The sequence below is a fragment of the Streptomyces sp. NPDC058257 genome, from assembly GCF_042881845.1.
In the GTDB taxonomy this organism is placed as follows: domain Bacteria; phylum Actinomycetota; class Actinomycetes; order Streptomycetales; family Streptomycetaceae; genus Streptomyces.
Genome location: NZ_JBHVXJ010000001.1, coordinates 444,644 through 470,825, shown reverse-complemented (window position 1 = coordinate 470,825; position 26,182 = coordinate 444,644). Strand labels below are relative to the sequence as shown.

The following is a 26,182-nucleotide window of genomic DNA, read 5'->3' as shown; positions in this document are numbered from 1 at the left end:
ATCGGACGAGGTCAGCCCAGATCAAGGGCGTTGCGCAGGCCGAGCCGGTAGCGGACGCGGTCATGGCGCTTGAGGATTTCGACCGCGGGGGCGCGGAACAAGGAGGCCACCGAGCACGGTGCGGCATCCGAACCGACCCTCTCCAGCAGGGCGTTCACCGCCTGGCGCGCCGAAGTGTTCGCCCCTTCCATCGTCGCGAGGTCGATCGGCACGGACACGTAGTCGCCCGCCAGATAGAGGTTGGGGATCCTCGTGGCGGCCGACGGGCGGTTGTGGAAGGTGCCGACCGGGTGGATGAGCAGCTCGTCCTCGTTGGTCGGGTTGGGCGTCCCGATGCCGTCGACGCCCGGGTCCAGGAACCACGAGTGCAGCTTGCCGTCGCTCAGGACGACCTTGCCGGTGTCGTTGAGCGCGGCCTTGAGCTGCGCCCACACCTCCTTGGCGACCTCGTCGCGCGTGCACTGCTTGGCCGTCTTGCCGTAGAGGATCCCCGGCTTGTCCCACTCGGAGATGTCCACGGAGAGACACTCGACCGCGACGCCGTCTCCGTAGTCCGCGGGAAAGTCGCGCTCCGGCCAGTGGCCGGCCTGCGCGATGCCGGTGAGCGACCAGGGCGAGTCGATACAGTTGAAGTGGCCCTTCACCACGGGTGGACGCTCCGTCAGATAGAACTGGATGCCTGTCATCCAGTCGGTCTCCAGCTTGTCGCAGCGCGCCAACTGCGGGTCGGCGCTCTTCAGTTCCGCGCTCCACGTCCTGCGCGCGTGCTCCACCGGCATGGCCTGGATGTAGTGATCGGCGGTGACGTCACGGCGTACGCCGTCGGGATCCTCGATGACGGCCTTGGTGACGCTGCCGCCCGAGAAGCCCAGCTGCCGTACGGTCCAGCCGACGCGGAACTCCACGCCGAGGGACTTCAGATGGGTCACCCAGGGGTCGATCCATGCCTCGTTCGTGGGCGCGTTGAGCAGCCGGTCGGGCGGGCCGTCCGCGCCCTGGCCGAGCAGGTTGAAGACGAAGGCCTCGCCGAGCGTGCCGACGGTGCGGGTGCTCGCCACCTCGGCCTTGGTGGCGACGATGTTGCGGGTGACGCCGATCGCGAGGATGCGCTGGTAGTCCTGCGACATCTTCGCGGCGCGCACGAACTCCCACCAGGGCGTCGACTCCCAGGTGTCGTCGCGGCGTTCGTCGCAGCTGGTGAGGAAGACAAGGGCGCGGTTCACGAAGTACGCGACCTCGTGCGCGGGCAGGTTGAAGGCCGTGTCGAGGAGCGCGGTGAGCGCGCGTGCGATGTCGTCCGGAGTGAGTCTCTCCGGATCGCTGCCCGGCCAGGGGATCGGCATCCGGATGTCCTCGCGCCCGGTGCGCGCGAACGACATCTCGCGTGGCGCGGCGAGGTTGTCCCAGACTCCGTTCGCGTTGCCCGGGAAGGGGATGCGGCGCATCGTGTCGGGGAGGTTGTGGTAGATCCCCGGGATGAAGCGGAACCCGTGCTCACCGGGCAGCGGCCTGCGGTTGCCCTTCGCACTGTTCGGTACGTCCATGCTGCGGGCCTTGCCGCCCAGGGCCCTGCGCTCGTAGACCGTGACGGCGAAGCCGCGCTCGGCCAGCTCGTGGGCGGCGGTGAGACCGGCGACGCCGCCGCCGAGCACGGCCACGGAATGCTTGGCCGGGTCCGCCCGCGAGGCACGGTCGCCGGCCGCCGCGGGCAGTGCCCCCGCCCCGAGCGCCGCCACGCCGCCCGCCGCGGCCGCCCCCGCGACGAACGTCCGTCTCGTGCTGCCCGTAACTCCCGAGTACCCCATGACCCGTCCCCCTTACCGTAAGTAACTCCCGTATCCGGCGCCGGAGCCTACGGTCGCCGCCGGTCACGTGGAAGCGGCGTGCGAGCGCGGGCCGGAACATTGGCGCGAATGTGTTCCCGGCGGGGAGCCGTGGGGTGGTGTGACGCGCGTATGGCCGGAGTGCGAAGGCTGCGTTTCCGGAAAGCCGGGGCGGGTGAGACGGCTTGACCCCTCTTGGTGCCGTGGTTAGTTTCATCGCCATGCGAATATCCCGGCGGTTCAAGCAGCGGCGCGCTGTTGATCTGATGCGCGTCGCCACCGCAATGTGTAGCTGACCTTCAAGACGCACACGTCTTTTCGTGAGAAACCGCAGGGCCGCAGGTAATCGCCCTGCCGGTCTTCCCCCTCCGTGAAGGTCCGCACTCCGGGAAAGAACTCATGCCCACACATATGCGCACGCCCACACATGTACGGGCGGCGCTCGGCGCTGCCCTCCTCGCGCCGCTGCTCCTGGCCGGATGCGCGGACAACGCCACGTCGACCGAGACCGTCGACGCCAAGCAGGTCTCCGCCAAGATCCCGAAGAAGGTGGACCCGAACACCACGATCACCGTCGGAGCCCCGGACGCCCAGGTCGCCCTGAAACTCTCCGGACAGATCGGCAAGCTCCCCTTCAAGGTGAAATGGGCCAACATCAGCGGCGGTCCCCAGTGCTCCGAGGCATTCAGGGCGCATTCCCTCGACGTGTGCTCCGCGGCGGAAATACCGTCCATTCACGCCCATTGGACGGGACTCGACACGAAATTGGTGGCGTCCAAATTCCGCAAGGACCCGCTGAAGCACCCCACGTACGAAATCGGCGTCGCGCCCGGCGCGGACATCGACACGCTGAAGGACCTGCGCGGCAAGAAGATCGCCTACAGTCCGGGGCAGGCACAGGGCGCTCTCGTCCTGCGCATCCTCGCCAAGGCCGGGCTCACCAAGGACGACGTGGAGCTGGTCGAACTGCCCAGCACCGGCGACGTCTACCCGTCCGCGCTCGGCAGCGGCCAGGTCGACGCGGCGCCGCTCGGCGGGGTCAACATCAAGCGCTATCCCGCGAAGTACGGCAAGGACGGCGCGAAGACCATCCAGCACGGCCTGCGGGACGACCCGGGGCATCTGTGGGTGCCGACCGAGTCGGTGGAGGATCCTCAGAAGGCCGCGGCCATCAGGGAGTTCGTGAAGTACTGGGCGCGCGCCGGCGAATGGGCCGACAAGCATCCCGACGAGTGGATCGCCGGTTACTACGTCAAGGATCAGGGCCTGTCCCGCGCGGACGGCGAGTACCTCGTCAAGGGAAACGGCCACCCCGACTTCCCGGCCGACTGGACCTCCGCCATCGCGCGGCAGCAGAAGACCGTCGATCTGCTGGCGAAGGAGACCGGGAAGAAGCCCTTCGACGCCGAGGTCCTCTTCGACCGGCGGTACGAGTCGGTGGCCGCCGACGCCGTCAAGTCCCGTGCGGGGGAGGGCACATGAGCGCCGAGGCCCCCTCCCTGACCAAGGCCGCAGCCCGTACCGAACCCGTGCAGGTACGCCGTCGGCCGCCGCGGCGCCGCAGGCTTGGACCGGGCCGCCCCATACCGTACGGATGGGCCATCGGCCCCCTGCTCCTGCTCGCGTTCTGGTCGGCGGGGTCGGCCGCCGGGTTCATCGACGCCCGCAACCTCTCCGCGCCCTGGACCGTGGTGAGGACCGCCGGTGACCTGATCTCCGAGGGGCGCCTCCAGTCGAACCTCGCCACCTCCGCCGAACGCGCCCTCCTCGGGCTGCTCTTCGGTACCGCGGCCGGGCTCGCCCTCGCGATCGCCGCCGGACTCAGCAGGATCGGCGAGGGAATCATCGACGGACCCGTGCAGATCAAGCGGGCCATCCCGTCACTCGCGCTGATCCCGCTGCTCATCCTCTGGTTCGGCATCGGCGAGTCGATGAAGGTCATCACCATCGCGCTCGGCGTCTTCGTGCCGGTCTACATCCACACCCACAACGGGCTGCGGACGATCGACGGACGCTACGCCGAACTCGCCGAGACCGTAGGGCTTTCGCGGGCCGGATTCGTGCGGCACGTCGTCCTGCCGGGGGCGCTGCCGGGCTTCCTCCTCGGCATGCGGTTCGCGGTCACCGCGGCGTGGCTCTCGCTCGTCGTGGTCGAGCAGGTCAACGCCACGAGTGGCATCGGCTACATGATGGAGCTCGCCCGCACCTACGGGCAGACCGACATCATCATCGTCGGCCTCGTCGTGTACGGCCTTCTCGGTCTCATCTCGGACGCACTGGTCCGGCTCGTGGAGAGGAAGGCGCTGTCATGGCGACGCACACTGGCGGGCTGACGGACGAGGGACCGGCCGTCAGCATCAAAGGGCTCGTCCGCTCCTTCGGCGACCGCACGATTCTCGACGGGCTCGAACTGACCATCACACCAGGTGAGTTCGTGGCACTCATCGGACGCAGCGGCTCGGGCAAGTCGACGCTCCTGCGGGCCCTGGCGGAACTCGACCACGAGGTCGAGGGCAGCGGAGAGCTCACGGCGCCGGACGACGTCTCGGTGGTCTTCCAGGACGCACGCCTGCTGCCCTGGAAGCGGGTCCTGGACAACGTCGTACTGGGCCTGACGGGCCCCGGAGCACGGAACCAAGGCCGCGCGGCGCTCGACGAAGTGGGCCTCGGTGGCCGGGAGGACGCCTGGCCGGCGGACCTCTCCGGCGGCGAACAGCAGCGGGTCTCGCTCGCCCGCTCCCTGGTGCGCGAACCGCGACTCCTGCTGGCCGACGAGCCCTTCGGCGCACTGGACGCGCTCACCCGCATCCGGATGCACGCCCTGCTGCGACGCCTCTGCGAGGCACACCGGCCCGCCGTGCTCCTGGTCACCCATGACGTGGACGAGGCGATCGCCCTCGCCGACCGGGTGGTCGTCCTGGACGCGGGGCGCATCGCGGCCGACGTACGGGTGGAGCTTCCCGCGCCGCGGGGGCAGGGGAGCGCGGAGTACGCGGAGCTGCGCGGGAGGCTGCTGCGACAGCTGGGGGTCGACCCGGCAGGCGGCGACCCGGCGCTCGCACGCCCCGAGAACCGGCCTGCCGCCTAGCGGCCGGCACGCCGCCCAGCCGTCGGCGGCTGGCGCAGCACATCCGCCAGGTCGTACCGGACCGGCTCCTCCAGCTGGGCGAACGTACAGCTGTCAGGGGTACGGTCCGGTCGCCAGGTGCGGAACCGTGCCGTGTGCCGGAAGCGCTGCCCGCCCTCCATGTGGTCGTACGCCACCTCGCAGACGCGCTCGGGACGCAGCGGCACCCAGGACAGGTCCTTCTTGCCCGACCAGCGGCTCGGCGCGCCCGGCATCCGGGACGTCTCGTGCGCGGCCTCGTCCGCCCAGGCCGCCCAGGGGTGCCCCTCGGCCGCGTCGTCCATCCGCAGCGGCTCCAGCTCGTCGACCAGCTCCGCCCGCCGCCGCATGGAGAACGCGGCGCAGACCCCGACGTGCTGCAGGGCGCCCCCGTCGTCGTACAGGCCAAGGAGGAGCGAGCCGACGATGGGGCCGCTCTTGTGGAGGCGGTAGCCCGCGACCACGCAGTCCGCCGTGCGCTCGTGCTTGATCTTGAACATGAGCCGTTCGTTCTGCCGGTAGCGCAGGTCGAGCGGCTTGGCGATGACGCCGTCGAGCCCCGCGCCCTCGTACTGCTCGAACCACTCCCGGGCCAGCTCGGGGTCCATGGTGGCGGGCGCGAGGTGGACGGGGGCGCTCACGCCCTCCAGGGCCTCGGTGAGGCGCGTGCGGCGGTCGGCGAGAGGAGTGTCGAGCAGGGCCCCGTCGTCCAGGGCGAGCAGGTCGAAGGCCACGAAGGACGCCGGGGTCCGCTCGGCGAGCGTCCGCACCCGCGACGCGGCGGGGTGGATGCGCTCCGTGAGGGCGTCGAAGTCGAGACGGCCGTCGCGGGCGATCACGATCTCGCCGTCCAGGACGCAGCGGGCGGGCAGGCGGTCGAGCAGGGCCTCGGCCAGCTCCGGGAAGTACCGGGTCAGGGGTTTGCCCGTACGGCTGCCGATCTCCAGGTCCGCGCCGTCACGGAAGACGATCGCACGGAAGCCGTCCCACTTGGCCTCGTACTGCATGCCCGGCGGGATCCTCGCCACGGGTTTGGCGAGCATGGGCTTGACGGGGGGCATCACCGGCAGATCCATATCTCGATTCTGTGCCCATGTGGCAGCTTTCGCCCGGTATGCGACTCTCGTGCGTTGCGCCTAGCGTGGCGGCATGGGTGGTAAAGCGGTCGAGCTCGACGCGGGCGGGCGGGTGGTGCGGCTCTCCAGCCCGGACAAGGTCGTCTTTCCGGAGCGGGGCTTCACCAAGCTGGACGTCGCCCGCTACTTCCTCGCGGTCGGCGACGGGATCGTACGCGCCCTGCGGGACCGCCCCACGACGCTCCAGCGCTTCCCCGACGGGGTCACCGGCGAGTTCTTCTACCAGAAGCGCGCCCCCAAGAACCTCCCCGACTGGATCCCCACCGGCACCATCGCCTTCCCCAGCGGCCGCACCGCCGAGGAGATCTGCCCCACCGAAGTGGCCGCCGTCGTCTGGGCCGCCCAGTTCAACACGCTGACCTTCCACCCCTGGCCGGTACGGCGCGACGACCCCGACCACCCCGACGAACTCCGCGTCGACCTGGACCCGCAGCCCGGCACGGACTACGCGGACGCGGTGCGCGCCGCACACGAACTCCGCACCGTCCTGGACGAGTTCGGCCTCCAGGGCTGGCCCAAGACGTCCGGCGGACGCGGCCTGCATGTCTTCGTGCCGATCGAACCGAGGTGGGACTTCACCGGCGTACGAAGGGCGGTGATCGCCTGCGGCCGCGAACTGGAGCGCCGCATGCCGGACGCCGTCACGACCGCGTGGTGGAAGGAGGAGCGCGGCGAGCGGATCTTCGTCGACTACAACCAGACCGCCCGCGACCGGACCATCGCCTCCGCCTACTCGGTACGCCCCGGACCGAACGCCCCCGTGTCGGCGCCGCTGCGCTGGGACGAGATCGACGACGCGGTGCCGGAGGACTTCGACATCGGCACGATGCCGGAGCGGTTCGCCCAAGTCGGCGATGTGCACGCGGACATGGAGAAGCACGCCTTCTCGCTGGACGCACTCCTCGAACTCGCCGACCGCGACGACCGCGACCGCGACCTGGGCGACATGCCCTATCCGCCCGAGTACCCCAAGATGCCGGGCGAGCCGAAGCGGGTACAGCCGAGCCGGGCCAGGCACGAGGAGCAATGACAACGGCGCCCGCACCCCCCTGCGGGGTACGGGCGCCGAAGCGGAATCGATCAGTCGAGGAGTGGCGCCGGGCTACAGCTCCTTGATCCTGATGTCCCGGTACGAGATCACATCAGTGACCCCGTGCACCTGCACCCCGACATAGCCGGAGGAGTACCGCCGCCCGTCCGTGCCCGGGTCGTCGCCGCGCGGCGGTGTGAAGTCCTGGCCGCCGGTGTTGTCGAACTCGTTGATCAGGACGCCGTTGCGGTAGATCGAGTAGTGCTGGTCCACCACCTTGATCTCGTAGTCGTTCCACGTGCCCTTCGGGGTGACGCCGGCACCGGCGAGACCCACCCGGTCGAAGCCGTAGACCGACCCCGTCTTGTACATGTCGCCGTCAGGCTTGTCGAGCGCCTGGATCTCGTGCCCGTACTTGATGGCGACCCACTCCGGACGTGACTCCTCCGGGTGGTCGTGGACCTGCGGGAAGCGCACGAAGACGCCGCCGTTGGCGTTGCCGTTGCCCGGCGCGTCGTCCCGCCACTGGAGCTTCAGCGAGAAGTCGCCGTACTTGCGCTCCGGGAACCACAGCATGCCCATGCCCTCGACGGTGGTGCTGCTGGTGATCGAACCGTCGGCGTTGAGCCCGAACTTGCCGCCGCCGACCTGCTCCCACTTGTTCAGGGAGCCCTGGGTGCCGTCGAAGATCTTGCGGTAGCCGTCCGTCTGGCCGGGCTTGCCGATGCCGGACTGCTTGGCGGCCTTGTTGATCTTGTTGTACTCGCGCTGGTCGATCTCACCGGCCTTCAGGAGCTTGTCCGTGACGCTCTTGACGTGCTTGAGGAAGAGCGCGTGGGAGGTCCACTCCTTCTCGTCCTCGATCAGCTCGTTGATGCGGCAGCGGGTGTTGGTGACCCGGTTCGGGATGCCCGTGTCGACCGTGCCGACGATGACCGTCAACCGCTCGTCGAACTCCGCGCAGTTGGGGGCCGGGACCCCGCCACTCTCCTTGACCGTGAACGAGACGTCCTTGGCCGCCGACGTGTTGCCCGCCTTGTCGCTCGCCCGGTAGGCCACCGTGTGGCGGCCCACGCGGTCGACGACGACCGGAGCGGTGTAGGCGAGATACGGACCGCCGTCGAGCGAGTACTCGACCTTGTCGACACCGGAGTCGGCGTCGGTCGCGGTGAGGGTCACCTTCGCCTTGCCGACGTACGCGCCGTCCGAGTTCCTGGTGCCGTCCACCCTCGCGGCGGTCTCCGGTGGCGTCTTGTCCTGGACCGGCGGCGTGACCACGGCGAACTCGACGGCCTTCTCCGCCGCCTGGTTCCCCGCCTTGTCGGACGCGCGGTAGCGGATCTTGTACGGGCCCGCCGCGTGGACCATGACCGGCGCGGTGTACGCCGTCCACGCGCCGCCGTCACCGATCGCGTACTCGATCTTGTTGACACCGGAGCCGGTGTCGGACGCCGTCACGGTGACGGTCGCCATGCCGAGGTACTCGCCCTTGTCGTTCTTCTCGCCGGTCACCGTGGCCGAGGTCTCCGGGGGCGTCTTGTCGTCGGTGGGCGGCGCGACCACCGTGAAGTCGACGGCCTTCTCCGCCGCCACGTTGCCCGCCTTGTCGCTCGCGCGATAGCGGATCTTGTGGGTGCCGACCTGGTCGACGACCACGGGAGCCGTGTACGGCTGCCAGGCGCCGTCGGCGCCGAGGGCGTACTCGGTCCTGTCGACGCCCGAACCCGCGTCCGTCGCCGTCACCGAGACGGTCGCCGAACCGACGTACGCGCCGTCGGCGTTGGTCTGGCCCTCGACCTTGGCCGCCGTCTCGGGAGCGGTGGTGTCCTCGCCGCCGCCCTCGGTCACCACGAGGATGCCCTGCATCGAACCGTGGCCCGGGATCGTGCAGTGGTAGCGGTAACGGCCGGGCGTGAGGGTGACCTCCGCCGTGTGCTTGCCGCCCTGGTCGTCGTTCGGGTTGGCCAGGATGTTCAGCGGTACGTCGTTGTTGTACTCGGGATCCGAGACGTCGAACGTCAGCGTGTGCGGCATGCCGGTGTCGTTGCCGGTCGCCTCGCTGTTCTCGAAGACGATCGTCGTCGCGCCCGCGACCGCCGTGGCGGGCGCCGACGCGTACTTGTCGATCCCGTTGTTGGCGGTCCAGGTCAGGGTCTGGGCGGCCGCGGCGCCGGGATTATCGGGCTGGCTCGCCGCCGTCGACGTCAGGCCGAGCACCATCAGGAGCGACGCGAGAAGCGCCGTCCAGAGTCTTCGCTGTCTCAGCGCGGGCATCATCCGGCCTTCCTTGCCAGGTCCTTGGCGGCAGGCGTGGCCTCGCCGCCCGAGTAGGTCACGCGCCACAGCGCCGACTTGGAGTCCGAGGTGAAGAACCCGCGGCCGTAGTCGAGGACGTACAGCGATCCGTCGGGGGCGAACTTCCAGTCCATGAGGTTCTTGATGCCGTCGTTGCCGATCGGGATGATCTTCTTGAGGGATTCGGCGTGCGTGGGCAGGCCGCCGCTGCCGACCGTCTTCGGGTCGGTGAGCACCGCGTGCCGGGGCTGGTCGGCGTCGTAGAAGTCACCGACGAACCACTTGCCGTCCCAGTACGAAGGCCACTTGTCGGCGCTCGTGCTCGCCGCGTCATAACGGTAGACCGGGCCGTTCATCGTGGCCTGACCGCCGCCCTTGAGCCACGGCAGGAGAATCTTCTGCTCCTCCGTCTTGTAGCTTGGGACGCCCTTCGCGTCGCGCGGGTAGTCGACGCCGCCGCCCTGCGGCGAGTACCAGATGTTGTTCGGCTCGGCCGGCGGGATGTTCACCAGGCCGTCGTTGTTGGGCGATTCGTTCTTGAGGTTCTTGCAGTCGTACCAGCCGAGCGGCTTCGTCGGGTCCGGCAGATTGCGGTCGCGGTAGGGCTGGTTGTTGCCCATGCAGTACGGCCAGCCGCGGTTGGAGGCGTGGGTGATCGCGGCGAACGTGTCGTACTTCGCCGGGCCCCACGTCGTCGAAGGCGCACCGGCGTCGGGGCCGACCCAGCCCGCGTAGAGGGTGTCGGTCTTCTTGTCGACGGAGATGCGCGCCGGGTTCCTGACGCCCATCACGTAGATCTCGCCGCGCGTCTTGCCGCCGCCCTCGTCAGGCTCCTTGCCGGTGAAGAGGTTGCCCGAGGGGAGTGTGTACGTCCCGTCGGCCTCCGGGTGGATGCGCAGGATCTTGCCGTTGAGGTTGTTCGTGTTGCCCGCGGTGCGGCGTGCGTCGGCGAAGGAGACGCCCTTGAAGTTGGGCTGCGGGTTGTTGCCCGAGTAACCATCGCTGAACTGCGAGGAGTTGTTGTCACCTGTCGCGATGTAGAGATTGCCCTTGGAGTCCCAGGCCATCCCGCCGCCCGCGTGGCAGCAACTGTGGATCTGTACCGGCCACTTGAGCAGGACCTTCTCGCTGTCCATGTCGAGCTTGTCGGTGGCCCGGTCCAGCGTGAAGCGGGAGACGTAGCGCTCGGCCATGTGCGTCTCGCGGTTGATCTTCGAGTGGGGTGTGTAGTGCAGGTACACCCAGCCGTTCTGCTCGAACTTCGGGTCGAGCTCGATGCCGAGCAGACCCTCCTCGACCTTGGTCAGCTCATCGCCGCCGCCCTTGTTGCCGAAGACGGTGAGCGCCCCGGCGAGCGTCGACTTCTTGGTCTTGGGGTCGTAGACGTGGATCTCGCCCTTGCCCTTGCCGACGTCCGGGTTGTTCCAGTCGGTGATGACGGGCCGCGAGGAGTCGGCGCCGCCCCGGCCGATGTAGATGACCTTCCCGTCGGGCGCCGTGACCAGGCCGTGCGGCTCGCCGATCTGGTCGTTCTGGCCCGGTTGGTTGGCCTGGGTCAGGCGCTGGGCCTTGTAGTTGGCGGTGATGGTCGACTTGCAGTCGGCGCGCGAGATGCGGGTCGTCCAGTTCAGGGCGCCGCGCAGGTGCCGGCGGAAGTCCGTCTCGTCGTACGAGGCCGCCGTGCCGCCCATGCCGGTGTAGAAGGAGCGTCCGCCGTCGTAGTCACGGCACCAGGAGACCGGGTGGTCGGCGCCGTTCTTGCTCGCGCCCGGCTGGTATGTCGACTCGCGCACGCGGGCCACGGTGTGGACGTCGCCGGTCGGGTTCTTGGTCCAGTTCAGCCACTGGTCGGGGCGCTTCCACTGGAGGGGCAGATCCTTGGTGGCCGGGTGCTCCCGGTCGCCCACCTCGACGGTGGCTCGCTGTACGTTCGTCGGGCTGGAGTCGGCGGGGCGAGCGCCGATCAGGCCGGTGAACCAGGTCGAGTACGGCTCGGCGCGGGCCGCGTCATGGATACCGAGGAAGCCGCCGCCCGCCTCCATGTAGGCCTCCAGGCCCGCCTCCTGCTCGGGGTCCAGGACATCGCCGCCACCGGTCAGGAAGGCGACGGCGTTGAACTTGCCGAGCTTGGCCTCGTTCGTGAAGACCGCCGGGTCATCGGTCGCCACGATCTTGAACCGCTCGGCGGCGGGTCCCGACTGGCCGATCTTCTCGATGGCCTCGATGCCGGCGTTCACGACCGGTGACTCGTCGCCGCCCGCCGCCGATCCGTGGAAGACGAGTACGCGCACGTTCGCCTGGCCGGGCGGCGACGGCAGGGACATCGTTGTCAACGGCGGTTCGGGATAGGGCCGCGCGGTGGCGGCCTGTGTGGAGAGCACGCCGGTGACCATGGCTCCGGAGAGCAGGGCGGCGGCCCAGGCGCGGCGGGAGCCGACCCGGTTCCGGTGCTTGCTCGGGCTCTGATTCCGGCCTTGATTCCGGCCTTGATTCCGGCCCTGAATCTGGTTCTGGATCTGGTTCCCGCCCTGGTTCTGGCGGTTCGATCTGCGTCTGACTCTGCTCAACCCTCGTACGTTCAAGGGCTCTTGATGCGGTGTGAGCCGCATGAGTACACCCACCCCTCGTCGGTCACAGCAACAGGCGCGGATGAAGCTAGACCTCTTTTGGCCAGGCGCCAATAGGTAACACCGGAACTCCGCGAACTTTGTCCTGCGTGTGGATAAACGGGAGTCGCCCCGATACCGTGTGGCCGTCCCGGGGGCCATCCGTGCCCCGTCAGCCTCCGTACCGCAGTAGGGAGTTCGGCATGGACCGACGGAGCTTCAACCGACGGATGCTTGTGGGCGGGGTAGCCGCGACGGCGGGGGTGACATCGTTGTCACTAGCTTCGGCGCCCGAGGCGAGCACGGCCGAGAGCGCGCCGAGGACCGCACCCGCGGGCGGCGAGGTGCGCCGCATCAAGATGTACGCGGAGAAGCTGCCGGACGGACAGATGGGCTACGGCCTGGAGAAGGGCAAGGCGTCCGTCCCCGGCCCGCTCATCGAGCTGAACGAGGGCGACACCCTGCACATCGAGTTCGAGAACACGATGGATGTGAACGCCAGCCTGCACGTCCACGGCATGGACTACGACATCTCCAACGACGGCACCAAACACACCAAGAGCGACGTCGAGCCGGGCGGCAGGCGCACGTACACCTGGCGCACGCACTCGCCGGGCCGCCGCAAGGACGGCACCTGGCGGCCGGGGACGGCGGGATACTGGCACTACCACGACCACGTCGTCGGCACGGACCACGGGACGGGCGGCGTGCGCAAGGGGCTCTACGGCGCGCTGATCGTGCGCCGCAAGGGCGATCTGCTGCCGGACAGGACCTTCACCGTCGTCTTCAACGACATGACGATCAACAACAAGGCCGGTCACGACAGCCCCAACTTCGAGGCCACGGTGGGTGATCGGGTCGAGTTCGTCTCGATCACGCATGGCGAGTACTACCACACGTTCCACATCCACGGTCACCGCTGGGCGGACAACCGCACGGGCCTGCTCACCGGCCCCGACGACCCGAGCCAGATCCTCGACGACAAGATCACCGGGCCGGGGGACTCCTTCGGCTTCCAGGTCATCGCGGGGGAGGGGGTGGGTGCGGGCGCCTGGATGTACCACTGCCATGTGCAGAGCCACTCCGACATGGGGATGGTGGGGCTCTTCCTGGTGAAGAAGGCGGACGGGACGATTCCGGACTATGAGCCGCACCATGCTTCCGGGGCGGCGGAGAAGTCTTCCGGGGCGGATAAGGGGTCCTCTGTAGCGGAGGAGGAGACGTCCGGGGCGAAGAAGTCCACAGGCGCCGGAGGGGCCGGGGTGTCCGGGGTGTCCGGGGTGTCCGGCCACGATCACCATCACGGCTGAGGGGCGTTCAAGGCCTCCAGGAGGTCGGTGAGCAGCTCCGACCGGCCCTCCGCGTCCGGGGAGCCCGTGGTCGCGCCCCGCTCGGCCCGGCCCGTGGCGCGCGGAGCTTCGAGGCGCTTGATGAGCGCCGTGCGTACGGAGCGCGACGGCGGGACGAATCCGAGCCGCTGGGCGCGTTCATCAGACCGGACAGCAACTGACAGTGCGCGCCGGGGGTTCGGGCCCGGTCGGCAGCCGCTCGTACGCGTCGGGGGCGCCCCTCCGCGGGGCATCTGCGACGCCGTGCGCGCGGATCTCCGGGTCGGGCGATTGTGCCTGGCAGGCGAGGGCGTCGGTGGCGGTGCCGGCGTGCTGTCGCTCGCCGTACTCGATCCACCTCAGCGCGGTGGCGGTATGTCGGCGCGGTGGCGGTACGTCGGCGTACGCCGATCTCCGGATCGTGCTCCGGGAGCCCGATGAGGCCTTCGACGGCACGGCCCTCCACCGGGGAGCCTGTCGCGATCGGGTCGAGGCCGTCGGCTGCGGAGGCGCCTACGACGGGGTGGTCGGGATGGCGCAGTCCGTCCAGGAACAGGTCGAGGGGCGGATCGTCCAGGGGTGTCGGGACGAGCGGGTGGCCGTAGTGGCCGTAGCAGGCCAGGATCTGGCTGAGCAGGAAGGGCCTCGGGGTGTCTTGTGCCTCGGGCGCCTCCCGACCAGCTGCCTGCGCTGCCCGTGCTGCCGGTGCCTCCCGACCAGCTGTCTACGCTGCCCGTGCTGCCGGTGCTGCCCGTGCTGCCCGTGCCGCGAGGCTGTCGAGCGTCTCGCGCACCAGGTCACGCCTGGCCACCTCGCGGCCGTCGGACCTCCGCGTCCGGACCCCGCAGCGGGGCCGCCGGCTCCTCGTGCGGCTCGGCCTGCTTGCGCGCTCTTCGCTTCGTGAACATCCCGACAGCCCAAGTGCCCTTTCCCGGGGGCTCGATGTGGGTCTGGCCACCAGCGAGCAGGCCCGTCCGAAGGCGTTGACAGTGCCGCGCTCGGTGCGGGCGGTACCGCGCTCGGCGGTCGGCGTTTCTGGTCGTTATGTGGAGATCGTGTAGGAGCCGCCGATACGCGCTCCATCCCTTTACCCAGAGGTCCACGTTGGGTGTACTCCTTGTACGCCTCACGCACGCGCCCGCCCGTACGCCCCCTGTGAGCATCCTGCGCGAACTACCCATCAAGGGAGTCGAGTTGAGCAAGGATAGCGTGTACGACTACGTCATCGTCGGTGCCGGTTCCGCGGGATGCGTCCTCGCCGCCCGGCTCTCCGAGGATCCGGCGGTGCGGGTGGCGCTCGTCGAGTCGGGGCCACGTGACCGGAAACCCGAGATCCGCATCCCGGCGGCCTTCCCGAAGCTGTTCAAGACGCCCTACGACTGGAACTACTCGACCGCCAAGCAGTCCGCGCTCGACGGCCGCGAACTGTACTGGCCGCGCGGCCACGTCCTGGGCGGCTCGTCCTCGATGAACGCCATGATGTGGGTGCGCGGCCACCGCGAGGACTACGACGCGTGGGGCGAGGCCGCGGGGCCGGAGTGGTCCTACGAGGCGTTCGAACCCTACTTCCGGCGGGCGGAGCGGTGGTCGGGCGGGGCGGGCGCGGCAGGCGAGTCGGGCGCAGTGGGGAGGGCGGTCGGGGCGGGCGCCGACCGCGGCTACGGAACCGGCGGGCCGCTCTGGATATCCCCGCCCCGCGCCCTCAACCCGACCACCACCGCTTTCCTGGACGCCTGCCGTGAGGCGGGGCTGCGCGAGCTGGCCGAACTGAACGAGCCCGACCACAGCGGCTTCGCGCTGACCCCGCTCAACCAGCGCCGTGGTCGCCGCTGGAGCGCTGCCGACGGCTATCTGAGGTCTGCCAGGCGCCGCCGCAACCTGCACGTCCTCGCCGAAGCGCGGGTCCGCAGGCTGGAGTTCGACGGGACGCGCGTGGCGGGTGTCATCGCCGACGGTGTGCCGGGGAAGCTGATCGCACGCCGCGAGGTGATCCTCAGCGCGGGCACCATCGGATCCCCGCAGCTCCTCCAGGCCTCCGGTGTCGGCGACCCGGACGACCTGTCGAGGGTGGGCATCGAGACGCGCGTCGCGTCCCCGGGCGTGGGCCGCCACCTCCAGGACCACCTCTCCTACGTGGTCACCATGGGCTGCCCGCAGCCCATCACGCTGACCGGCGCGGACTCCCTCGTCAACGTCGGCCGCTTCCTGCTCGGCGGCCGAGGCCCACTCACGTCGAACATCGGCGAAGCCGTCGCCTTCATCAGGACGCGGCCCGAACTGACGGCTCCCGACATCGAGTTGATCTACGCCCCCGTCCCCTTCATCAACCACGGCCTGACCCCGCCGACCGAACACGGCATCACCATCGGCGTGGTGCTTCTCCAGCCGGAGAGCGAGGGCCGGATCACCCCCAAGGGTCCGGGCGTCGGCTCCGCGCCCTTCATCGACCCCGGCTATCTGACGGCGGAGGCCGACATCCGCACGCTCATCGCCGGGGTGCGCCGCGCGGAGGAGCTTCTCGCGGGCCGCGCCCTCGCCCCGTACACATCGGGACCGATGGCACCGCATCCGGGCACGGTCGACGACGCGACCCTGGCCCGGGCGATCCGCAGGGCGTCCGAGACGCTCTACCACCCGGTCGGCACCTGCCGGATGGGCAGCGACGAGGAGTCGGTCACCGACCCGGCGCTGCGGGTGCGGGGAGTGACGGCGCTGCGGGTCGTGGACGCCTCGGTCATGCCGCGGATCACGCGCGGCCACACGCACGCTCCCACGGTGGCGCTCGCGGAGAAGGCGGCCGAGCTGATCAGGCAGGACGCGCGGAGGTGACGCGGGTGGGGTCTCTCTCCCCGCCCCGCCCGCCGGTCGTATCCTGACCGGCGCACACCAGCGAGCCGCCCCCCGAGGAGCCCCACGTGACCGAGTCGCCGAGCGCCGCCCCGCGCCCCACCCTGGAGGCCGTGGCCGCACGGGCCGGAGTCTCCCGGGCCACGGTGTCCCGCGTCGTCAACGGCGACGCGGGCGTACGCGAGGTGCTCGCCGAGAAGGTCAGGCTCGCGGTCGACGAACTCGGTTACGTGCCGAACCGCGCCGCCCGCAGTCTGGTGACCCGCCGCCACGACGCGGTCGCCGTGGTGATCGCCGAGCCGGAGACGCGGGTGTTCGCCGACCCGTTCTTCGCGCTGCAACTGCGGGGAATCAGCAAGGAGCTGACATCGCGTGACGTGCAGCTGGTGCTGCTCCTGACGGAGGGGCGGGACGATCATGAGCGGGTCGGCCGCTATCTGGCGGGTGGCCATGTGGACGGGGCCCTCGTCTTCTCCCTGCACCTGGACGATCCGTTGCCCGGCATCATCCAGGGCGCGGGGGTGCCGACGGTGTTCGGCGGCCGTCCGGGATGGCAGGACGGGACGGTGACGTCTCCGTACGTCGACTGCGACAACCGGGGCGGGGCGCGGGACGCGGTGCGCCACCTGGTCTCCCTCGGCCGCACCCGCATCGCGCACATCACCGGCGCGCTGGACCAGACATCGGCGGTGGACCGGCTGGACGGCTTCCGTGACGTCCTGCCGGACGCGGGAGAGAGGTTCGTCGCGCAGGGCGACTTCACCCCGGCGGGCGGCGAGCGCGCGATGCGCGAACTCCTCGACCGCGTCCCTGACCTCGACGCGGTCTTCGCCGCCAATGACCTGACGGCGTCCGGGGCGCTCCGGGTGCTCCGCGAGCGGGGGATGCGGGTTCCTCAGGACGTCGCGATGGTGGGCTTCGACGACATGCTCGTGGTGGCCGAACAGGTGGAACCGCCGCTGACGACGGTGCGCCAGGACATCGAGGAGATGGGCCGCCTGATGGCACGCATGCTGCTCGCAAGGGGCGAGCTGCCGACGGAGAGCGTGGTCCTGCCGACGAAGCTGGTGCGTAGGGGGTCGGCGTAGGGGGGCGGCGCCTTCCTCCCGGCCCGCCGTACCCGGACTGGCCCACCGCGCCCGGCCCGGTCCGTCGTACCAGGCAGGCCCGGCCCGCCGTACCCGGCCCGGCCCGTCGTACCCGGACCGCCCCCCTCGCGCCCGGACGGCTTCGGGGGCGGGGCCTTGCGCCGTCCTGCTGGGGTCGCCGGCTTCGCGCCCGGGACTCCGGTCGGGGCGGGGCATGCCGCCGTCCCGTGGCTGTCTGGACACGGAGCGGGGAACTCTCGCGGCGCCACGGGCGTCCGGGGCCCGCCCCGGTCCGCCCTCTTCCGCGGCACCCTGGGCCTGAGAACCGCCCGCAGTCATACGAACGGGTGCCCTCGTTACCCCGCACGGTCCACCTGCGTTTTTGTCGGGCGCTGACCGGGTGAGGCTCGGATTAGTACTTTCCCTCATCCGGAGGTAACACCATGCGCAAGCGCGCGATCCTGGCAGCAGCGGCCTTCGCCGCGGTCACCGTCATCGGCGGGGCCGGTTCCGCCGTAGCCGCCGCCGACCCCGGCCCCGGCGCCTACGCCGAGGGCACGGCGCAGAACTCGCCCGGCGTACTGAGCGGCAACGTCCTGCAGATTCCCGTAGACGTCCCCGTCAACGTGTGCGGCAACTCCCTGGACGTCATCGGCCTCCTCAACCCGGCCACGGGCAACAACTGCAAGTAAGCCTGCCGCACGGCACACCGCCGCCCCGTCGCGACCAGCGCGCGACGGGGCGGCGTGAGTGTGTCGGGGGTGCAGGAGTTCCGGGCTGCGCCCCTACGCCCCTACGCCCCTACGGTCACCGTGAACCGTCGCGGGTTGCCGTCGTGCGCCGCGCCGGACACATCGGGTTCCCCGTCAGGACGGACGTCGTCGTACGGGAACGCGTATCCGATGGGCGAGTTCGCGTGCACCACCCGGGACCAGTGGTTGGTCACGTCGCCCTTGTAGTAGTCCCCGGAACCGGCCCCGTTCGGCTGCTCCGCGTGCGTCAGCATGATGCTGCGGTTGAACCCCGCCGCGAGCCGCGAGAGCAGGCCCTTCTTGTCGTCGTTGTCCCCGGGGTCGTTGGTGAAGGGCCCGTGGTTGCAGGTGAAGATGTCCTTCGACGTCGGCTTCGAGAACGTGTGCCCACCGTTGAACGTCAGCGTGTCGCCACTCACCCGCCCGGTGAACACGCCACGGCCGCCCTGGAGGTCGATCTTCAGGTCGGTGCTCCGGTACTTCTCCCACACCTCGTCGATGTAGCTGCTCCACACGTCCCGGAACGGCATCTCGTCGGGGCGGTCGAAGTACGGGGCCATGAGGTTCTGCGGAGAGATGACCCGCAGTACGTCGCCGCCCTCGCCGCGGATCACCAGGTCGCCCCAGGGCTGCCCGTCCTTCTCGCCCTGGGCGACGAGGTCGGAGGCGATCTTGTCGACGGCTCCGTCCGGCAGGGGAGCCACCTCGTGGGTGTCGTCCCCCTCCAGGGTCAGGCCGATGGGGAGGGCCGTGACGAGGTCGACGTAGCTGATGTTGGAGTACAACTGGTCGTTGTTGAAGGTGAATTCGCAGAACGACCAGGTGCGCCCGTAGTTGGCGTCCTCCTTGGTCGCGAAGGCGGGCTCGACGAGCGAAGGACCCGGGTTGAGGAAGAAGTCCAGCTTGTCGTCCCGCACGAAGTAGACGCGGGCGCCGTACATGTGAGGAAGCGTCAGGATCTTCGGCGCGGATCCGGCCGCGCCCAGCGGAATCGCGCAGTCGACGGGCAGCGGGGTCTCCGGGGCCGACGGCGAGTCGGGCCGGTACACGCCGCCGTCCGGCTTGAGCAGGACCCAGCGGTCGGTGCCCTCCTCGTGTCCGGTGACGTAGGCGCTCACCTTGCCCGGCAACGACTTGTTCTGGAGGGCGAGTTCACAGGTCGCGGGGGCTGCCTTGGCGTGGGGGCTGAGGGCACTTCCCCAGACGGGGTAGGTGAGGGCTCCGGCGGCACCGGCGGCAGTGGACAGGAACACTCGACGCGATATCACGGAAGGTCTCCCGGGATGTGTGGGGGGATGTGTGGGGGATGTCGTGCGGCCGTGGGGGGTGGTGGGCCGCGTGAGTGCGACCACTGTTGCGTCGGTGAATCCGGGCGTCAAGAGTTGTGGCTGAGAGCGCTCTCACAATCTTGTTTCCTTCACAAGGTGGCAGCATGCGCGCACTGTCAGTGCCGGGTGCCAGACTCGGGAGTACGGAAGAGAGATACGACAAAGGAGTCGATCATGCTCAATACCCGTTATGCCGTGGGCGCCCCCACATGGGTGGACCTCGGTACCCCGGATCTGGAAGGTGCCCACGCCTTCTACCGCGCGCTCTTCGGGTGGGAGTTCCGCTCGGGCGGCGCAGAATTCGGTGGATATGGCATGTATCAGGCGGACGGGAAGACCGTGGCCGGCGCCATGACCGTCACCGCCGATCAGGCCCCTCCGGCCTGGACGATCTACTTCAAGACGACGGATGCCGACGCGACGGCCAAGGCGGTCGAGCAGGCCGGCGGCAGCACGGTGTACGAGGCCATGGACGTCGGCGACCTCGGCCGTATGGCGGTCTTCACCGACGCCCAAGGGGTCGGTTTCGCCGTGTGGCAGCCGGGCACGAACAAGGGCCTCGACCTGGTGGACGCCCCGAACAGCATGTGCTGGACCGAGCTCTACACACCGGACATCGACGCGGCCCAGGAGTTCTACGGCTCCGTGTTCGGCTGGGGCACCTCCACCCAGGCCTTCGAGGGCGGTTCGTACACGATGGTGCATCCCGCGGGCGGCACCGAGAACGACATGTTCGGTGGCCTGTGGCCGCTGTCCGACGCCCCGGACGAAGCCGAGGCGGGGGCGTACTGGACTCCGTACTTCCAGGTGACCGACATGGACGCGGTGCTCGCAAAGGTCGAGCCGTCCGGAGGCACGGTGCGGGTGGCACGCATGGACCTCGCGGGCGTCGGCAGCTTCGCCAAGCTCGCGGACCCGTCCGGGGCGCGGTTCGCGCTGATGCAGCCGGAGGCGCCGAGCGCGGGCTGAGAGGAGAAGCCGGAGGGCGGCGGCGACTGAGGGCCACGGCTGTCCGGGTTCGGTACCGCCCGGCCGTGCCGTGCGGTACCGAACCCCCATGGAGGCGGGACAGGAGGAGATAAACGGAGTCACCCCGTCCAGCACACGAACAACCCCGCACGTTTCGCCTCGTCCCCCGTGGGCAACAAGGAGGTGCCCGAAACAGCGCACGTCGCGGCGTTGATCGTTCGTTGATCCGTTGTTTCGTGCCCGCTGCCAGCATCGACGGCATGCAGATCCACACGACAGCCGAGCCGGAACTCGACTGGCAGAAGCAGGCCCTGTGCGCCCAGACGGGATCCGAGTTCTTCTTCCCCGAACCGGGCAGCTCCGTGCGCGAGGCGAAGTACATCTGCCAGCTCTGCGAGATGCGTACCGCGTGCCTTGAGTACGCCCTGGCCAACGACGAGCGGTTCGGCGTCTGGGGCGGCCTCTCGGAGAAGGAGCGGCTCGGCCTCAGACGCGGCTGACCAGGCGTCCGCGATCAGGCGTCCGCGATCAGGCGTCCGCGATCAGGTGTACGTGACCGTGAACCTCCTCGTCCCCGCCGGAACGCGCACGTCGTCCCCTGTCACCGTCAGGTCGCGGCCGTCCGCCGTCGCCGCCCGCACCGGGCCGAACCGGCACGGATAGACGTACCGCACGCGTTCCGGCGCCCGCGTGATGTCCACGGTGACCTTCCGGCCGCCCGCGTCATGGGTGAGCCGGTAGCCGAAGGGCGCGCCGAAGAGGTTCGGGGCGTCGTCGACGGCCACCGAAGTACCGTCGGGCACCCAGTGGGGACGTACGCCCGGAGCGATGTACAGATGCGGGTCGCGGTCCTCGTCGGCCTCGAAGAAGAGGATGTCGCGGATCAGGAGCAGATACTCGGCCGCCGCCCAGCCGTGCGGGATGTCCCCCATGTACCAGTGACGGGTGGGAACTTCGCGGTGGTCGGAGGCGATGGGGAAGGCGTGCTGCTCGTTCCACGCGCCGAGCGCCACCGCTCGCTCCTCGGCCCGCGGCAGCGAGGCGCCCACGATCCAGCCGAGCAGCGCGTCCATCCGGGCGGCGTCGCCGGACAGCAGGTAGGCGTGCGCCAACTGCGTCGTGAGGTAGGGGCCGTAGGCGTTCCAGGCCGCCTCGTGCCGGTAGCCGCCGGTCACGAAGTGCGCGTACATCGTGTCGAGTGTCGAGCGGGCCGCCCGGTCGATGTCCTCGCCCAGCTTGCTGCCCATGTGCAGCCGCAGCGGGTGGAAGAACGCCGCCGTACCGATCATCGTCGAGTCGAGCCGGCCGACGTCACCAGGACCGGTCGGGATGTAGGTCTCCCAGGCGCCGCGCCTGCGCTGTTCCTCCAGAACCCAGCGGATCGAGGCCGCCGTCGCCTCCTTCAAGTCGTCGAAGGCGCCCCAGAGCTCGGGTCCGTCGGGGGCGCCGATCCGCTCCGCGAGCCGCGCCGCCTCGTAAAGACCCGCCAGGCCCCACAAGTCGTCCCAGTAGTGCGGCTTGTCGCGCTCGCCGAGGTGCTCGGCGCTCCAGCCGCTGTGCAGCAGTCCGTACTGGTCGCGGTTGTCGCGCAGCCACCGGGCGCCGTCGACGACGTACGGCGTGTAGAGCTTCGCCCCGAAGGCTGTGGAGTGGCCGTGCGTCCGGTCGAAGCGGCCGATGGCCCACAGCGCCTGGCCGTTGCTGTCCCACTCGCGGTCGTCCTTCTCGTGCGGGCCGCCGTAGAAGCCGTACTCGGCGCACGGCCCGATCCGTCCCGAACCGCGGTTGAACTTGAGCGGATAGTGCGTGCCCAACTGGCGCTCGGCCAGGGCCGTGTCGCCGACCAGCGAGCACGCTGTGGCCTCGACGGAGGAGTCACGGATCCAGAAGGAGTCGTACACGGTGGGGCCCGGATGGATCTCGCCGTGGTCGGAGAGGATCAGGAGCTGTGAGCGGCACTGGCGGAACTGGTCCGCCAAGTGTGCGACGGGGCGGGGGAGTTCGGGCCGCACGCCCTGCGCGATCAGCTTCCCCGTCCAGAAGACCCGGTTGGCCTCCTCAAGGGCGACGGCGGGAGCGGCCCTGATCTCCGCCAGGTCGGCGGCCCCGCTGTAGAGATCGACGGGAAGCCGTACGTCGAGCTCGAACAGTCCGTCGTCCACGACCCGGTAGGGCCAGGCGAACGCCGCGCTGCACAGCCCCGCGATCTGGTCCTGCGCCTGAAGCGCGCCGTTCAGCTTGCCGCCCATGACGAGGTCGTGGAACGGGCTGCGGGTCAGATAGGAGTCCGGGTCGTACGTGAAGTCCGGGTTGCCGTACATCCCGTACTGCTCGGGAGGCGTGTCGAACACCGGACCCCAGCCGCTGTTGGTCTCCACCCTCCCCTCACCGGGCAGATGGCGCAGGAACGTCAGCCGCCGGTCCGTGATCTGGCGGCCGTTGCGGTCGTGCCGCTGGAAGCCGCTCGGCCCCGCGGGCATGAGGGCCGCGCACAGCCAGCCCTCGCGCGGCTGCCCGGTCGCGCTGCCCACCGTCAGACGGGTCACGACGAGATCCCGCTGCCGGGCGCCGATGGCCGTCCCGAAGGTCCGCTGCACGAACTCGGTGCCGTCGGCGGTGCGGAACGTCGTCAGGACCACCGGCAGATGGGGCGCCTCCATGCGCTGGCACACCACCCCGGCGTCCGTCAGCTGCGGCAGACGCACGGCGCCGGTCGACGGTGAGTAGAGGGAGAAGGAGAGGCAGTACTTGTCGTAGACCGGCTCGATCTCGCCCGCCTGCCCGATGAGGGACTCCTGGCGGTGGTCCTTGACGCCCACCATGTGCCAGTAGCGGTACAGGGCGTTGGAGGCGAAGGCGGCCTCCTTGGAGTCGTACGTTCCCGAGTCGAAGTCGTCGCTCCAGTGCCGGAAGGCCGCTTGCGCCCACCACGGGACGGGGTAGGGCACCTGCGCCCGCCGGGCCCAACCGCGCCACATGACCTCGTAGAACATCCACTCATGGGTCTGTGCCATGGGTTCCACCCCCGCTGCCCACCGTTGCACCGGGGTGGGCGGTCGTAAATCGGTTCGGCACGGCGGCCCTGCCGCGGTTACGATCCCGGAGCGCGGGCGGGGCGTGAGGGATGAGTGGGAGCGGCGGGATCAGCGGGATCAGCGAGGCGGACCTCGCGGTCTTCGACGACGTGATCGGCAGGCTCCGCGAACTGCCGGTCGACGACCCGGTGCGGCTGCACACCGAGCAGGTCGCCGCCTCCTTCGCCCGTGACGGACGGCTGCGCGGCGCCGAACTCTCCGCCGCCGACGCCGCCGGGGTCTTCAGACGTCCGCGGCCCTGCTATGTCTGCAAGGTGTCGTATCGACAGGTCGACTCCTTCTACCACCGGCTCTGTCCGGACTGCGCCGCCGACAACCGCTCCCGGCGCGGCCTGAGCACCGATCTGAGCGGGCGTCGCGCGCTGCTCACCGGGGGCCGGGATGAGTTGCGCGCGGAGGGCGAGCCGCTCGACGTTCTGGTCAACAACGCGGCGCAGACGATCCGGCGGCCACCCGAGTCGTACGCGGCCCTCGCCGCGGGGGAGTCGGCGCAACTGCCCGCCGGTGCGCGGGGCGCGCCGGGATTCCGGCCGATGGGGACGCTGGAGGGCGCCACATCATCAACGTCACGGCGGTCGAGGGCCGCTTCGCGGTGCGCGACAAGATGCCAGGGCACCCGCACACGAACATGGCCAAGGCCGCCCTGAACATGCTCACCCGCACGAGCGCGGCCGGACTCGCCGAGCGCGGCGTGCACATGTGCGCCGTCGACACCGGCTGGATCACCGACGAGAACCCCGCCCCGCGGGGCGATCTGGTGGGTGGGCGGGAGAGAAGCGCCGCGAAGCGGCGTTCAGGTCAGGCCCCACCCACCCGCAGGGTGACTACTTCCCCCGCGCGGCCATCCGCACCTTCCGCGCGGCAAGCTTCTCGTCGAACTTGGAGGCCTCGGTGTCGAGCCCGTTCATGTAGAGGCCGAGCTCCTCCTGCGCCTTGAGACCCTCGGGGCCGAGCCCGCCGATCTCCATGACCTTCAGGTAGCGCAGGACGGGCTGGATCACGTCGTCGTGGTGGATGCGCATGTTGTAGATCTCGCCGATCGCCATCTGCGCGGCGGCCCGCTCGAAGCCGGGCATGCCGTGTCCGGGCATCCGGAAGTTGACGACGACGTCGCGCACGGACTGCATGGTGAGGTCGGGGGCGAGCTCGAAGGCCGCGCCCAGGAGGTTGCGGTAGAAGACCATGTGCAGGTTCTCGTCGGTGGCGATCCGCGCCAGCATCCGGTCGCAGACCGGGTCGCCCGACTGGTGGCCCGTGTTGCGGTGCGAGACGCGGGTCGCGAGCTCCTGGAAGGCCACGTACGCCACCGAGTGCAGCATCGAGTGACGGTTGTCGGACTCGAAGCCCTCGGCCATGTGCGCCATGCGGAACTGTTCGAGCTTGTCCGGGTCCACGGCACGCGAGGCGAGGAGGTAGTCGCGCATCACGATGCCGTGGCGGCCCTCCTCGGCGGTCCAGCGGTGCACCCAGGTGCCCCAGGCGCCGTCGCGGCCGAAGAGCGACGCGATCTCGTGGTGGTAGCTGGGGAGGTTGTCCTCGGTCAGGAGGTTGACGACGAGAGCGATCTTGCCGATGTCCGTGACCTTGGACTGCTCGGGCTCCCAGGCCTGGCCGTCCTCGAAGTAGCCGGGGAAGTTCCGGGCGTCGGAGAACGGCACGTACTCGTGCGGCATCCAGTCCTTGGCCACCTTCAGGTGGCGGTTGAGCTCCTTCTCGACCACTTCTTCCAGGGCGAACAGCAACCGGGCATCGGTCCAGTCGTCCGTGCTGCCGAGATGAGGAGAGGTGATCGTCACGGGGGCTCCAGGGGGACGGGAGTTTTTTTTACGGATTACGTGCGTAGGGGTTACGCGGTAGTACGAGCGGGTGCTACCTACCTACGGTGTCGTAGGTTACGTTGCCGTAGGTTAAGCCCTCCGTAAAGTGGCTGAGAATTCGGGGCCCAGCGCCCCCTCCCGCCCCAGTCGTCCCAGGAGTGGTCACGCGTACAGCTCGCGTAGCCGCACTGAGAGGCATGTCACACAGCCCTCGAGCTTCTCGAATTCGCTGATGTCCACCATCACCGGATCGAAACCGAGGTCGCCGAGCAGCTCCGCACTCTTCGGCGCACTCGCCGCAAGTAGCAGTTTTGAGCCACCGAGCAGCACCACGTGCGCCCCCGACTCCTCGGGAACCGGCAGGTAGCGCGGGAAGAGCGAGGGAGCGTCCACGAGCGGCGGGTGGCCGATGACAGTGCCGTCGGGCAGCGCCGTCACCGCCGACTTCAGATGCAGGACCTTGGTCACGGGGACGGCCACGACCCGCGCCCCCAGCGGCTCGAAGACGGCCCGCAGCTGCCGGAGACCGGCGGCGTTCGTGCGCCCTCCACGCCCCACGTAGATCGTCTCGCCGACCTTGAGGACGTCGCCGCCGTCCAGCGTGCCCGGCTCCCACACCCAGTTCACGGAGGCGCCGAGCCGGGCCACCGCCTCCTCCACCGCCGCTGTCTCCGCGCGCCGCGACTCGGCGCCTGGACGGGCGATCAGCGCCACGTTGCGGAAGACGACGACGGCGTCCTCGATGAAGACCGCGTCCGGGCAGTCGTCGGCGGGTTCCACCTCGACCGTCTCCCAGCCGTGCGCCCGCAGCGCCTCGGCGTACGCCACCCACTGTTCGAACGCGAGGCCCGCGTCGACCGGGGTCCGCTCGACATGCGTGACCAGACCCTCGGCGATGCGCGGTCCTGGCCGGCGGATCAGCGCTTTCCTGCTGGGCACGGGATGTTCTCCGTAGGGGTTCA

Annotated in this window: 19 protein-coding genes and 1 pseudogene; 11 read left to right on the top strand and 9 right to left on the bottom strand. The window is 69.8% G+C overall.

The genetic code is table 11. The features are described from left to right. Window positions 1-11 precede the first annotated feature (11 nt). Complete coding sequence (locus ACFVXC_RS01970) at window positions 12-1,805, bottom strand: FAD-dependent oxidoreductase (protein WP_389900544.1); 1,794 nt, start codon at window positions 1,803-1,805, stop codon at window positions 12-14. 429 nt (window positions 1,806-2,234) lie between these two features. On the opposite strand from ACFVXC_RS01970, the gene ACFVXC_RS01965 reads away from it, so the two are divergent. Genes ACFVXC_RS01965 through ACFVXC_RS01955 form a run of 3 tightly spaced genes read left to right on the top strand, consistent with a single transcriptional unit; the run spans window position 2,235 to window position 4,911 of the window. After that, window positions 2,235-3,305 carry an ABC transporter substrate-binding protein gene (locus ACFVXC_RS01965; RefSeq protein WP_389900543.1) on the top strand — a complete coding sequence of 357 codons (1,071 nt, stop codon included), beginning with the start codon at window positions 2,235-2,237 and terminating at the stop codon, window positions 3,303-3,305. Next, window positions 3,302-4,156: an ABC transporter permease gene (locus ACFVXC_RS01960; RefSeq protein WP_389900542.1), complete on the top strand. Its 855-nt coding sequence runs from the start codon at window positions 3,302-3,304 to the stop codon at window positions 4,154-4,156. The genes ACFVXC_RS01965 and ACFVXC_RS01960 overlap by 4 nt, the downstream gene beginning before the upstream one ends. After that, a complete protein-coding gene (locus tag ACFVXC_RS01955) occupies window positions 4,132-4,911 on the top strand; it encodes an ABC transporter ATP-binding protein (RefSeq protein WP_389900540.1) in 780 nt (259 codons plus the stop codon). The genes ACFVXC_RS01960 and ACFVXC_RS01955 overlap by 25 nt, the downstream gene beginning before the upstream one ends. Here the strand turns inward: ACFVXC_RS01955 and ACFVXC_RS01950 are convergent. Further along, window positions 4,908-6,005, bottom strand: coding sequence for an ATP-dependent DNA ligase (locus ACFVXC_RS01950; protein ID WP_389900539.1), 1,098 nt, complete (start codon window positions 6,003-6,005; stop codon window positions 4,908-4,910). The genes ACFVXC_RS01955 and ACFVXC_RS01950 overlap by 4 nt on opposite strands. A gap of 73 nt (window positions 6,006-6,078) precedes the next feature. Here ACFVXC_RS01950 and ligD point away from each other — a divergent pair, with 73 nt between their 5' ends. After that, a complete protein-coding gene (ligD, locus tag ACFVXC_RS01945) occupies window positions 6,079-7,095 on the top strand; it encodes a non-homologous end-joining DNA ligase (RefSeq protein WP_389900537.1) in 1,017 nt (338 codons plus the stop codon). Between the two features lie 72 nt (window positions 7,096-7,167). On the opposite strand, the gene ACFVXC_RS01940 is transcribed toward ligD, so the two are convergent. Next, window positions 7,168-9,372, bottom strand: coding sequence for an OmpL47-type beta-barrel domain-containing protein (locus ACFVXC_RS01940; RefSeq protein ID WP_389900535.1), 2,205 nt, complete (start codon window positions 9,370-9,372; stop codon window positions 7,168-7,170). Further along, a complete protein-coding gene (locus ACFVXC_RS01935; RefSeq protein WP_389901528.1) occupies window positions 9,369-11,783 on the bottom strand; it encodes a ThuA domain-containing protein in 2,415 nt (804 codons plus the stop codon). Before ACFVXC_RS01935 ends, ACFVXC_RS01940 begins: the two co-directional genes overlap by 4 nt. Window positions 11,784-12,199: 416 nt before the next feature. On the opposite strand from ACFVXC_RS01935, the gene ACFVXC_RS01930 reads away from it, so the two are divergent. Then, window positions 12,200-13,306, top strand: coding sequence for a multicopper oxidase domain-containing protein (locus tag ACFVXC_RS01930; protein WP_389900533.1), 1,107 nt, complete (start codon window positions 12,200-12,202; stop codon window positions 13,304-13,306). 180 nt (window positions 13,307-13,486) lie between these two features. Here ACFVXC_RS01930 and ACFVXC_RS01925 read toward each other — a convergent pair whose 3' ends face one another. Continuing rightward, window positions 13,487-13,780, bottom strand: coding sequence for a hypothetical protein (locus ACFVXC_RS01925; protein WP_389900531.1), 294 nt, complete (start codon window positions 13,778-13,780; stop codon window positions 13,487-13,489). 738 nt (window positions 13,781-14,518) lie between these two features. Between ACFVXC_RS01925 and ACFVXC_RS01920 the strand changes: the two genes are divergently transcribed. From ACFVXC_RS01920 to ACFVXC_RS01910, 3 genes are all read left to right on the top strand, one after another. Beyond that, complete coding sequence (locus tag ACFVXC_RS01920) at window positions 14,519-16,153, top strand: GMC family oxidoreductase (protein ID WP_389900529.1); 1,635 nt, start codon at window positions 14,519-14,521, stop codon at window positions 16,151-16,153. A gap of 86 nt (window positions 16,154-16,239) precedes the next feature. Then, on the top strand, window positions 16,240-17,259 hold the full coding sequence (locus ACFVXC_RS01915) for a LacI family DNA-binding transcriptional regulator (RefSeq protein WP_389900527.1): 1,020 nt from the start codon (window positions 16,240-16,242) through the stop codon (window positions 17,257-17,259). A 443-nt stretch (window positions 17,260-17,702) separates the two neighbouring features. Beyond that, entirely contained in the window at window positions 17,703-17,951 is a 249-nt protein-coding gene (locus ACFVXC_RS01910; RefSeq protein WP_389900526.1) for a chaplin, read from the top strand. Window positions 17,952-18,052: 101 nt separating this feature from the next. Here the strand turns inward: ACFVXC_RS01910 and ACFVXC_RS01905 are convergent, their stop codons facing one another. Continuing rightward, window positions 18,053-19,279 (bottom strand): glycoside hydrolase family 64 protein, encoded by a 1,227-nt coding sequence (locus ACFVXC_RS01905; RefSeq protein WP_389900525.1) that lies wholly within the window; start codon window positions 19,277-19,279, stop codon window positions 18,053-18,055. 234 nt (window positions 19,280-19,513) lie between these two features. Here ACFVXC_RS01905 and ACFVXC_RS01900 point away from each other — a divergent pair, with 234 nt between their 5' ends. Next, a complete protein-coding gene (locus tag ACFVXC_RS01900) occupies window positions 19,514-20,308 on the top strand; it encodes a VOC family protein (protein WP_389900523.1) in 795 nt (264 codons plus the stop codon). Between the two features lie 260 nt (window positions 20,309-20,568). Then, window positions 20,569-20,808, top strand: a complete 240-nt coding sequence (locus ACFVXC_RS01895; RefSeq protein ID WP_389901526.1) for a WhiB family transcriptional regulator — start codon at window positions 20,569-20,571, stop codon at window positions 20,806-20,808. Between the two features lie 42 nt (window positions 20,809-20,850). Here the strand turns inward: ACFVXC_RS01895 and ACFVXC_RS01890 are convergent, their stop codons facing one another. Further along, window positions 20,851-23,322: a hypothetical protein gene (locus ACFVXC_RS01890; RefSeq protein ID WP_389900522.1), complete on the bottom strand. Its 2,472-nt coding sequence runs from the start codon at window positions 23,320-23,322 to the stop codon at window positions 20,851-20,853. A gap of 110 nt (window positions 23,323-23,432) precedes the next feature. Here ACFVXC_RS01890 and ACFVXC_RS01885 point away from each other — a divergent pair. Continuing rightward, window positions 23,433-24,169 (top strand): annotated as a pseudogene (locus ACFVXC_RS01885) (short-chain dehydrogenase); the annotation flags it as partial. A 58-nt stretch (window positions 24,170-24,227) separates the two neighbouring features. On the opposite strand, the gene ACFVXC_RS01880 reads toward ACFVXC_RS01885, so the two are convergent. Next, on the bottom strand, window positions 24,228-25,199 hold the full coding sequence (locus ACFVXC_RS01880) for an acyl-ACP desaturase (RefSeq protein ID WP_389900521.1): 972 nt from the start codon (window positions 25,197-25,199) through the stop codon (window positions 24,228-24,230). A gap of 183 nt (window positions 25,200-25,382) precedes the next feature. Next, window positions 25,383-26,159: a dimethylargininase gene (gene ddaH, locus ACFVXC_RS01875; protein ID WP_389900519.1), complete on the bottom strand. Its 777-nt coding sequence runs from the start codon at window positions 26,157-26,159 to the stop codon at window positions 25,383-25,385. Window positions 26,160-26,182: the final 23 nt, after the last annotated feature.